Source organism: Streptomyces sp. NPDC014991 (genome assembly GCF_043080665.1).
In the GTDB taxonomy this organism is placed as follows: domain Bacteria; phylum Actinomycetota; class Actinomycetes; order Streptomycetales; family Streptomycetaceae; genus Streptomyces.
This window is the reverse complement of sequence record NZ_JBIBVY010000004.1, coordinates 256,527-268,143: the sequence shown is the minus strand read 5'-3', so window position 1 is coordinate 268,143 and position 11,617 is coordinate 256,527. Positions and strand designations below refer to the sequence as shown.

At 71.6% G+C, this 11,617-nt stretch carries 4 protein-coding genes; 2 read left to right on the top strand and 2 right to left on the bottom strand.

Going from position 1 to position 11,617, the window contains the following annotated elements; genetic code table 11:
* Window positions 1-17: 17 nt before the first annotated feature.
* Complete coding sequence (locus tag ACF1BE_RS09685; RefSeq protein ID WP_392198436.1) at window positions 18-3,341, bottom strand: GH92 family glycosyl hydrolase; 3,324 nt, start codon at window positions 3,339-3,341, stop codon at window positions 18-20.
* Window positions 3,342-3,767: 426 nt separating this feature from the next.
* On the opposite strand from ACF1BE_RS09685, the gene ACF1BE_RS09680 reads away from it, so the two are divergent.
* On the top strand, window positions 3,768-6,482 hold the full coding sequence (locus ACF1BE_RS09680) for a SpoIIE family protein phosphatase (protein ID WP_392198435.1): 2,715 nt from the start codon (window positions 3,768-3,770) through the stop codon (window positions 6,480-6,482).
* 121 nt (window positions 6,483-6,603) lie between these two features.
* Here ACF1BE_RS09680 and ACF1BE_RS09675 read toward each other — a convergent pair whose 3' ends face one another.
* Complete coding sequence (locus tag ACF1BE_RS09675) at window positions 6,604-9,399, bottom strand: aconitate hydratase (protein WP_392198434.1); 2,796 nt, start codon at window positions 9,397-9,399, stop codon at window positions 6,604-6,606.
* A gap of 598 nt (window positions 9,400-9,997) precedes the next feature.
* On the opposite strand from ACF1BE_RS09675, the gene ACF1BE_RS09670 reads away from it, so the two are divergent.
* On the top strand, window positions 9,998-11,527 hold the full coding sequence (locus ACF1BE_RS09670; protein ID WP_392198433.1) for a helix-turn-helix domain-containing protein: 1,530 nt from the start codon (window positions 9,998-10,000) through the stop codon (window positions 11,525-11,527).
* Window positions 11,528-11,617 lie beyond the last annotated feature (90 nt).

Genomic DNA, 11,617 nt, shown 5'->3' with positions numbered 1-11,617 from the left:
CTTCGGTGTGCGGGGGCTCAGCCCGTCGCGAGGGTGAACACGTGCAGGTCCCCGTCGCGCGGGAGCGTGACGCTCCGGATCGCCCTGCCCGCCGGGGCCCGGTACGGCCGGGTGGCGAACACGTACGTCGCCACCGGGTCCTTGTCCGCGCCCGCGACATTGCGGTACGCGGTCCTGGCGACGACCTCGTTGCCGTACTGCACGCTGCCGCCTCCGCCGCCCACGGTCCAGTCGGTGAAGGACAGGTCGACGGTGCCGGTGGTGCCGTCGGTGTACGTGACGGTGGCACCGGAGCGCTGGTCGCCGTTGACCGCGCTGCCGACGAAGGCCAGCCTCTCCGCGGGCGCCGGCAGCCGGATGGTCTGCCCGGCCGCGGAGGCGTTGTCGGGGCGGCCACCGGGTGAGGCGGGCCAGGTGAACACCAGCCCCTCGACGCTGCCCCGGGCGCCCCCGGTGAGGCCGGCCGCGGCGAGCGCCTGGCGTGAGTAGCTCCAGCCGCCGCCGTCGAAGTCGGCCTCGTCATGGTCACCGGAGTCGTCGGAGACGCCCGTGTTGTCGTAGGCGGCGAGGAGCGTTCCGGGGGCGGCCACGGTGAGGGCCACCGGCTGCCGGTAGGAGGTGTCGCCCGAGGTGACCGTGACCGTGACGTCGGAGAAGCCCGGTGCGGCGTCCCGGGCCGCCGTGAGCGTGATCTCCCGGGCGCCGTCGGTGACCGTGCCCTCGGCGGGCGTGGCCGTGACCCCGGCCGGGGTTTCCACCCGGAAACGCACCCGTGGGCCGGTGCCGCCGGTCAGGGACAGTGCGCGGACGCCGACCGTGGTGCTGTCGCCGGGCGCGAGGGTGGCGGCGGTGGGCCCGACACCGATCTGGTACGGCTGCTCGCCCTGCCGGAAGGACGGCGGCGGGCTGCCCGCGCCCCAGGCGTGGTTCGCGCTGCGGCCCAGGGTGTAGTCGAGCCGGCCGCCGTCCCGGACGAAGGACGCGGGCAGCCAGGGGCGGTCGCTGGGCCGGCCGTCGACCCGCAGGGACTGGACGTAGGGTGCGTCGGCCGCGGCTCCCGCCGCACGGACGGAGATGTCGTTGCCCCGCGGCCGGCTGATCTCGACGCGCTCGAACAGCGGGGAGGCGAGGACCAGTTCGGCCCGGGACGGCACCTGCGGATACATGCCGAGGGCCGAGAAGACGTACCAGGCCGACATCGCGCCGAGGTCGTCGTTGCCCGGGATGCCGCCGGGCCGGTCGGACCACAGCTGCCGCATCGCCGCGCGGACGGTCTCCTGCGTGTTGTAGGGGGCGCCCGCGTAGTCGTACAGGTAGGGGACGTTGATCGACGGTTCGTTGTCCAGCTCCGCCTTGGTGCCGCCACCACCGGTGAACGCCCAGCCGCCGCCGGCGTCGTGGAAGAAGTCGTCCAGCCGGGCCAGGGCCCGGTCCCGGCCGCCGAGCGCGGCGAAGAGGCCCGCCGGATCGTGCGGGACCATCCAGGTGTACTGGGCGGCCGTGCCCTCCACGAAGCCGTGTCCGGTGTCCGGGGTGAAGCCGGTCACCCAGCTGCCGTCGGCCCTGCGGTCGGCCATGTAGGCGCCGGAGGGGGCGGCGGCGATGTCGAGGTTGTTCTGCCACCACTGCGCGCGGCGGGCGAAGTCGGCCTGCGTGTGCCTCTCCCCCGCCGCCCGGGCGAGCTGGGAGATGGCGAAGTCCGCGGTGGACATCTCCAGGGTCTCCGCGGCGCCGCCCCAGGCGTTGGACACGCTGGGCATGTAGTGCAGCTTCAGGTACTTGTCGAGCGAGGGGCGCTGGCCGGCGGACAGCACGGGTTTGCCGGCCGCCGACAGGTCCTGCGGGGTGGCCACGGTCGCCGCCCTGACCAGCGAGCGCAGGGCGCCCTTCAGGTCGAAGCCGGTCCCGCCGAAGGCGTGGATGCCGGCCAGCGCGGTCGGCGCGGGGTCGCCGTTCATGACGTGGGTGCCGCTCGCGCCGTGCAGCCAGCGGTCCCAGACGCCGTTGTTCTGGCGGGCCAGGGTGTACAGCGACCGGGCGATGTCGGATCCGGTGTCCGGGTCGAGGAGAGTGAGGAGCTGGAGCTGGTCGCGGTAGACGTCCCAGCCGGAGAAGGTGCCGTACTGGGCGTGCCGGCGACGCCCGGCCGGGTCCCGCCGGCCGTCCCCGCCGGGATGCGCGCCGGGATGCGCGCCGGCGACGGTGTGCACACGGCCGTCGGCTCCGCGGTACCCGCCGTCGGCGTCGCTGATGACGTTGGGGTGCAGCAGCGCGTGGTACAGCGCGGTGTAGAAGGTGGTGCGCTCGGCCTCCGTACCGCCGCCGACCCGGACGGCGCCCAGCCGCTCCCGCCAGGCGCGCCGGGCCGCGTCGCGGACGGCGTCGAACGTGCGGCCCGGCGGGTTCTCGGCGGCGAGGTTCGCCTCGGCCGCCGCCCCGCCGACGTAGGAGATGCCCACCTTGGCGTTCACCGGACCGTCGCCGGGTTCGAACTCGACGTAACCGCCGGCGCCCCGGCCGGCGACGGGCCGGCCGCCGTGCGAGAAGCCGCCGGTGCCGCCGGACGTCTCCCGGGACCCGGGCTGGAGCGTGTCGTCGTGCCAGGTGCCGGTGGCCCGGAAGGCGCGGTCGAAGCGGGCGGTGAAGTGCAGGGTGTAGTAGGCGCGCCGGCCCTCGGGATCGAGGTAGCCGCAGAAGTTCCCGGAGGTGACCGATCCGGAGATGGTGCGGGTGTCCGGGTCGATCGAGACCGTCGAGTCCTCGGACCCCACCTCGGAGTCGGCGGTGCGCACGAGCAGGGAGGCGGGTGCTCCGGCCGGGAAGGTGAAGCGGGCCGATCCGGTACGGGCGGTGGCGGTGAGGTCGGCGGTGACGCCCGAGGCCAGGGCGACCTTGTAGTGGCCGGGTTCGGCGGTCTCGTCGGCGTGGGTGAACCCGGACGCGTAGACGGTGTTCCCCGTGTCGCTCGCCGGTGAGGAGGTGACCTCGCCGGCGTACGGGAAGAACGGGATGTCGCCGCTGCCGCCGGCGCAGCCGGTGCCGGACATGTGGGTGAGGCTGAAGCCCCGGATGCGGGTGGCGTCGTACCGGTAGCCGCCCGGGGCGGCCGTTCTGGTGGCGTCGCCGCGGGTGTTCTCCGGGCTCCAGGAGAGCATCCCGAACGGCACGACGGCGCCCGGGAAGACGTCGCCGCCGTTGCTGGTGCCGATCAGCGGATCGACGTACGGCGTGGGGTCCTCGACGAGGCGGGGTGGCGCGGCGGGCGCCGCGAGGGCGGGGGTTGCGGTGCCGGTGGTCGCCAGGAACGCGGCCAGCAGCAGGGACGTGGGTCGTAAACGCATGACGCGGCCCTTCCTCCTTACGGACGGGTCGCGCACCACGGGTCGCACAAGCCGCAGGGACAGTAGCGTGGGTCACCGGTACCACGGAAGACCGCCTGCGCCCGGGCAGGCGCGCTCCCGTCCCCCCGGCCGGACCGGTCAAGTGGGTTGACATCGTTGTCGGTTGGGGGGGTAGAGTCAGGTACGAACCTTTGACAACGATGTCGCGCGGTCATGTCGGCGCACAAGCCACGCAGTTCCCGGGCCTCCCGGGCACGACACGACCCGCCCCTCCCGCCGGCGGCCGTTTGGATCCCGGCCGCGGCGGGTGGATGCTGGAGAGCAGATGCCGGAAACGGGTCACGGAGCCCCGGAGACGGCATCCGGACCGTCCATCTCGTGGACGGGCCATAGCCAGCCGGAAATCACCAGTGCTACAAATGCCGCATGTCGGACGCACCTGCCCGATTCAGGCGCCTCGCATGGCGCACTGTGATCGGCAAAAGTCCCCGCAGCGTCGCCGGACAGGTCTTCCTGCTACAGGTGGCGCTGGTGGTGTTGCTCGTGCTCTGCGCCGTCCTCGCCCTCGTGCTCCAGTCACGGCGGGACACCACCACGGAGGCCAGGCGCCGGTCCGTGGCCGTCGCCGAGACCTTCGCCCACGCTCCGGGGCTGCAGCAGGCACTTCGGCTCCCTGATCCGTCCACGGTCCTCCAGCCGCTCACCGAGGCGGCGCGCAAGGTCGCCGGCGTCGACTTCATCGTGGTCATGGACACGCACGGCACCAGGTACACCCATCCGATGCCCAGCCGGATCGGCAAGCGGTTCGTGGGCAACATCGCGCCCTCCCTGGCCGGAAAGGTGTACACCGAGAGCGTCCACGGTCCGCTGGGCCACGAGGTGCAGGCCACCGTGCCCGTCGAGAACACCCGCGGCAAGGTGGTCGCGCTCGTCTCCGCCGGGCTGAAGGTCCGGAACGTCACCAGCGAGCTGGACCGGCAGCTGCCGATCATCCTGGGCGCCGGGGCCGGCGCGCTCGTGGTGTCGACGGGCGGTACGGCGATGGTGGGCCGCAGACTCCGGCGGCAGACCCACAGCCTGGCCCCGGACGAGATGACCCGCATGTACGAGCACCACGACACGGTCCTGCACTCGGTGCGCGAGGGCGTGCTCATCGTGGGCCCCGACGGCCGGCTGCTGCTCGTCAACGACGAGGCCAGACGCCTGCTGGAGCTGCCCGCCGACAGCGAGGGACGCACGATACGGGAACTGCCGGACCTCGAACCCGCGACGGTGGAGCTGCTCGCCTCCGGGCGCGAGGCCAGCGACGAGGTGCACTTCGCCAAGGGCCGGCTGCTGGCGGTCAACCAACGGCCCACGGACCGGGCGGGAGGCCCCGGCGGAACCGTCGTGACGCTGCGCGACTCCACCGAGCTCCAGGCGGTGTCGGGCCGCGCCGAGACCGCCAGGGAACGGCTGGAGCTGCTGTACGACGCGGGGCTGTGCATCGGCAGCAGCCTGGACGTGGTCCGCACCGCGGACGAGCTGGCGCGGGTCGCCGTGCCCCGGTTCGCCGACTTCGTCACCGTCGACCTGGCCGACGCCGTACTGCACGGGGACGAACCCGCTCCGACGGCGGGGGACACCATGCCGGCGGCGACGGACATGCGGCGGGTCTCGGTGTGCGGCATCCGGGACGACCACCCGCTCTACGAGGAGGGCCGGCTGATCGACTTCCTGCCCTCCACCCCGCAGGCCCGCGGCTACGGCGCCGGACGCTCCGAGCTGGTGACGGACCTGTCGGCGGCCGACGGCTGGCGGGTGCAGGACCCGGAGCGGACCCGGCAGATCCTGGACTACGGCATCCACTCGCTGATCGCCGCCCCGATCCAGGCGCGCGGTGTCGTGCTGGGCATGGCCAACTTCTGGCGTGCCAAGCGGGAGGCCTTCGACGCGGAGGAGCTGTCCCTGGCGGACGAACTGGTGGCCCGGGCCGCGGTCAGCATCGACAACGCCCGCCGCTTCACCCGTGAACACGCCCTCGCGGTCACGCTCCAGCGCAGTCTGCTGCCGCGGGCCCTGCCCGAACAGAGCGCGCTCGACGTCGGCTACCGCTATCTGCCGGCGCAGTCCGGGGTGAGCGGTGACTGGTTCGACGTGATCCCGCTGCCGGGCGGCCGGGTCGCGCTGGCCGTCGGCGACGTGGTCGGGCACGGCCTGCACGCCGCCGCGACGATGGGCCGGCTGCGGACCGCGGTGCACAACTTCTCCACCCTCGACCTGCCGCCCGACGAGCTGCTGCATCACGTGGACGACCTGGTAGGCCGCATCGATCAGGACGAGGGCTCCGCGAACCGGTCCGGGGAGATCGTCGGCGCCACCTGTCTGTACGCGATCTACGATCCCGTGACGCGGCGCTGTGTCATGGCCCGGGCCGGGCATCCGGCGCCCGCGCTGGTCCACCCCGACGGCAGCGTCGTCTTCCCCGATCTGCCGGGTGGCCCGCCGCTGGGGCTGGGCGGCATGCCGTTCCGGACGGCCGAGCTGGAGCTGGCCGAGGGCAGCCAGCTCGTCCTGTACACCGACGGCCTGGTCGAGGACCGCTCGCGCGATCTGGACGTGGGGCTCGAGATGCTGCGCCGGGCGCTGGCCGGCCACCCCGAGCGGTCGCCGGAGGAGAGCTGCCGGGCGGTGCTGGAGGAGCTGCTGCCCGAGCGCCCCAAGGACGACGTGGCCCTGCTGGTCGCCCGCACCCGGGCGCTGCCGCCCGGACAGGTCGCCGACTGGGACGTGCCGCGCGACCCGGCCGCCGTGTCCGGGATGCGCAGTGCCGTCTCCGACCGGCTGGAGGAGTGGGGGCTGTCGGAGCTGGGCTTCGGGATGGAACTCGTACTGAGCGAGCTGATCACGAACGCCATCCGGTACGGCTCCGATCCCGTCCATGTGCGGCTCATCCGCGACCGCACGCTGATCTGCGAGGTGGCCGACGGCAGCAGCACCTCGCCGCATCTGCGGTACGCCGCGACGACCGACGAGGGAGGCCGGGGACTGTTCCTGGTCTCCCAGCTGGCCGAGCGCTGGGGCACCCGGTACACCCCGCACGGCAAGGTCATCTGGGCCGAGCTGACACTGCCGGACCTCTCGGCGTTGCTCGAGGACTGAGGGGCTCGGGCGGGCTGCCGGGCAGCCCCCTGGTCCGCATGCCGCCGCCACCCCCGGGGTACGGCGAGGGCCGCATCCCCGGGGGCGGGGATGCGGCCCTGGACCTGCTGTGCCGTACCGCTTACTTGCGGATCAGGCTGCGCAGCACGTACTGCATGATGCCGCCGTTGCGGTAGTAGTCGGCCTCACCGGGGGTGTCGATGCGGACGACCGCGTCGAACTCGACACCGGTGTCGGTGGTGACCTTGACCGTGCGCGGCGTGGTGCCGTCGTTCAGCTCGGTCACACCGGAGATGGAGAAGGTCTCCTCGCCGGTCAGGCCGAGGTACTCGGCGTTCTGGCCCTCCGGGAACTGGAGCGGCAGGACGCCCATGCCGATGAGGTTCGAGCGGTGGATGCGCTCGTACGACTCGGCGATGACGGCCTTCACGCCGAGCAGCGCGGTGCCCTTGGCCGCCCAGTCGCGGGACGAGCCGGAGCCGTACTCCTTGCCGGCCAGGACGACCAGCGGGATGCCCTGCTCGATGTAGTTGCGGGAGGCGTCGTAGATGAAGGAGACCGGCGCGTCCGGCTGGGTGAAGTCGCGGGTGTAGCCGCCCTCGGTGCCCGGCGCGATCTGGTTGCGCAGGCGGATGTTGGCGAACGTACCGCGGATCATGACCTCGTGGTTGCCGCGGCGGGAGCCGTAGCTGTTGAAGTCACGGCGCTCCACACCGTGCTCGGTGAGGTACTTGCCGGCCGGGGTGTCCGCCTTGATGGCGCCGGCCGGGGAGATGTGGTCGGTGGTGACCGAGTCGCCCAGCTTGGCCAGGACGCGCGCGCCCGTGATGTCGGAGACCGGGGTGGTCTCCATCGTCATGCCCTCGAAGTACGGGGGCTTGCGGACGTAGGTGGACTGCGGGTCCCACTCGAAGGTGTTGCCGGTGGGGACCGGCAGCGACTGCCACTGGGCGTCGCCGGCGAAGACGTCCTGGTAGGACTTGGCGAACATGTCCTCGCCGATGGCGTTGGCGACGACGTCGTTGACCTCGGCCTCGGAGGGCCAGATGTCCTTCAGGAAGACCGGGTTGCCGTCCTGGTCGGTGCCCAGGGCGTCACGGGTGACGTCCACCTTCATGGAGCCCGCGAGGGCGTACGCGACGACCAGCGGCGGGGACGCCAGGTAGTTCATCTTGACGTCGGGGTTGATGCGGCCCTCGAAGTTCCGGTTGCCCGAGAGGACCGAGGTGACCGCGAGGTCGTGCTCGTTGACGGCCTTGGAGACCTCCTCCGGCAGCGGGCCGGAGTTGCCGATGCAGGTGGTGCAGCCGTAGCCGACGAGGTTGAAGCCGACCTTGTCCAGGTACGGGGTCAGGCCCGCCTTCTCGAAGTAGTCGGTGACGACCTTCGAGCCCGGGGCGAGGGTGGTCTTGACCCACGGCTTGCGGGTCAAACCCTTCTCGACCGCCTTCTTGGCCACCAGGGCGGCGGCGACCATGACGTACGGGTTGGAGGTGTTGGTGCAGGAGGTGATGGCCGCGACCGTCACCGCACCGTGGTCCAGCTCGTAGGTGGTGCCGTCGGGGGCGGTCACCTGGACCGGGTGGGACGGGACGGCACCGGTGCCCTCGCCGTGCCGCGGCGCGCCGGCACCGTTCTCCTGGTGGCCGTAGGCCGGGGCGTCGGAGGCCGGGAAGGACTCGGCGCTGGCCTCGTCGACCGGGGAGTCGGCGGCGGCCGGCGTCTGCCCGACGGGCGCCTCGACGTAGTTCAGGACGTCCTTGGCGAACTGCTGGGCGGCCTCGGCGAGGATGATGCGGTCCTGCGGGCGCTTCGGGCCGGCGATGGACGGCACGACCGTGGACAGGTCCAGCTCGAGCTTCTCGGAGAAGTCCGGCTCGGCCTGCGGGTCCAGCCAGAGGCCCTGCTCCTTGGCGTAGGCCTCGACCAGGGCGACCTGCTGCGCGGAGCGGCCGGTCAGGCGCAGGTAGTTCAGGGTCTCGTCGTCGATCGGGAAGATCGCGGCGGTGGAGCCGAACTCCGGCGACATGTTGCCGATGGTGGCGCGGTTGGCCAGGGAGGTGGCGGCGACGCCCTCGCCGTAGAACTCGACGAACTTGCCGACCACACCGTGCTTGCGGAGCATCTCGGTGATGGTGAGCACGAGGTCGGTGGCGGTGGTGCCGGCGGGCAGCTCACCGGTCAGCTTGAAGCCGACGACGCGCGGGATGAGCATGGAGACCGGCTGGCCGAGCATGGCGGCCTCGGCCTCGATGCCGCCGACGCCCCAGCCGAGGACGCCGAGGCCGTTGACCATGGTGGTGTGCGAGTCGGTGCCGACCAGGGTGTCGGGGTACGCCTGGCCGTTTCGCACCATGACCGTGCGGGCCAGGTGCTCGATGTTCACCTGGTGGACGATGCCGGTGCCCGGCGGTACGACCGCGAACTCGTCGAACGCGGTCTGGCCCCAGCGCAGGAACTGGTAGCGCTCCTTGTTGCGGCCGTACTCCAGCTCGACGTTCTGCTTGAAGGCGTCGTTCGTGCCGAACTTGTCGGCGATGACGGAGTGGTCGATGACCAGCTCGGCCGGCGCCAGCGGGTTGATCTTGGCCGGGTCGCCGCCCAGCTCCTTGACGGCCTCACGCATCGTGGCGAGGTCCACCACGCAGGGAACGCCGGTGAAGTCCTGCATGATCACGCGGGCCGGCGTGAACTGGATCTCCTGGGAGGGCTGGGCCTGGGAGTCCCAGTTGGCGAGTGCGCGGATGTGGTCGGCGGTGATGTTCGCGCCGTCCTCCGTGCGGAGCAGGTTCTCCAGCAGGACCTTGAGGCTGTACGGCAGGCGGGCCGAGCCCTCCACCTTGTCCAGCCGGAAGATCTCGTACGACTCGTCGCCCACCGGCAGCGTGCTGCGGGCGTCGAAGCTGTTCGCCGACACGACAGTCTCCTTCATTGATGTGCGCGTACCACCGTCAATCCTGCCGCCACGCCGACTGGGCCGATCCGCTAAGGTCAGGCTAAGTTAGGTGACCCTTACTAACATGGCGGCTGCGGTGCGCCTCGGCAGATATCTCGATGTCGAGATAACTCTAGTACATGGGCGTCGGATGGTCATGCCCGACCCGGCCCGGCACCCGTTCCGGGCCGGCGCGCACGGCGGCCACCGGCCCCGCTCGCGGCGGTCCTGGCCGGCCCAGGACGTGGCGCCAGGAAGGCACTGGCCGCCCCGGCCGTCACTCGTGAGGTCCGGAAGGCCCCGGTGGGCGACAGAGAGCGAGCGCGGCGACAACGGGAAGGTGTCGCACCCGGGAAGGAGAGAGGGACGCGCGGACAGGGGTTCCGCGCACACCGGGCGGGGCGGACGGATCGCGAGGCGTTTCGCGCCGATATGGACGGATTAACCCACATCCCTACGAATTATCAGGCGAGAATCGGACAACATGGTTGACGGGCCGTCACCGAGCTCACCCGAAGGGACGTCACCCGAACAGACCCCCCAACAGGCGCCATCTCATATCTGAGATAGCCTCGACGTCATGTCAGACGACTACCTCGTACGCATCGGCAAGCTCATCCGTGACGCCCGGCAACACCGGGGCTGGACCCAGACGCAACTCGCGGAAGCGCTCGGCACCAGCCAGAGCGCGGTCAACCGCATCGAGCGCGGCAACCAGAACATCAGCCTTGAGATGATCGCCCGTATCGGCGAGGCCCTCGACAGCGAGATCGTGTCGCTCGGTTACGCGGGCCCGATGCATCTGCGCGTGGTGGGCGGTCGCCGTCTGTCCGGCGCCATCGACGTCAAGACCAGTAAGAACGCGTGCGTGGCCCTGCTGTGCGCCTCGCTGCTGAACAAGGGGCGCACGGTGCTGCGCCGGGTGGCGCGGATCGAGGAGGTGTACCGCCTCCTGGAGGTCCTCAACTCCATCGGCGTGCGCACCCGCTGGATCAACGACGGCGTCGACCTGGAACTCGTCCCGCCCGCCGAGCTGGAGATGGCGGCGATCGACGCGGAGGCCGCCGTCCGCACCCGCTCGATCATCATGTTCCTGGGCCCGCTGCTGCACCGCGTGGACCACTTCAAGCTGCCCTACGCCGGCGGCTGTGACCTGGGGACCCGCACCATCGAGCCGCACATGATCGCGCTGCGGCGGTTCGGCCTCGACATCGCGGCCACCGAGGGCCAGTACCACGCACGGGTGGACCGCACGGTCCGTCCCGACCGGCCGATCGTGCTGACCGAGCGCGGCGACACCGTGACCGAGAACGCGCTGCTGGCCGCCGCCCGGCACGACGGCGTCACCGTCATCCGCAACGCGTCCTCCAACTACATGGTCCAGGACCTGTGTTTCTTCCTGGAGGCGCTGGGCGTCAAGGTGGAGGGCATCGGCACCACCACGCTCACCGTGCACGGCGTGCCGAACATCGACACCGACGTCGACTACTCCCCCTCCGAGGACCCGGTCGAGGCGATGAGCCTGCTCGCCGCCGCCGTGGTGACCGAGTCGGAGCTGACGGTGCGCCGGGTGCCGATCGAGTTCCTGGAGATCGAGCTGGCGGTCCTGGAGGAGATGGGCCTCGACCACGACCGCAGCCCCGAGTACTTCGCGGACAACGGCCGCACCCGGCTGGTGGACCTCACGGTCCGCCCCTCCAAGCTCGAAGCCCCGATCGACAAGATCCACCCCATGCCCTTCCCGGGCCTGAACATCGACAACGTCCCGTTCTTCGCGGCCATCGCGGCGGTCGCGTCGGGCCAGACCCTCATCCACGACTGGGTCTACGACAACCGCGCCATCTACCTCACCGACCTCAACCGCCTCGGCGGCCGGCTCCAACTCCTGGACCCCCACCGGGTGCTGGTCGAGGGACCGACCCGCTGGCGCGCCGCCGAGATGATGTGCCCGCCGGCCCTGCGCCCCGCCGTGGTCGTCCTGCTGGCGATGATGGCGGCCGAGGGCACGTCGGTACTGCGCAACGTGTACGTCATCAACCGCGGTTACGAGGACCTCGCCGAACGCCTGAACTCGATCGGGGCGCAGATCGAGATCTTCCGGGACATCTGAACCTCCGAGAACCCCGCTCCCGGGACGGCGGTGCGCAGGGCGCCGTCCCGGGCCGCCGATGCGCGGGTTCCAGGGGTGCGGGCTGTCGAT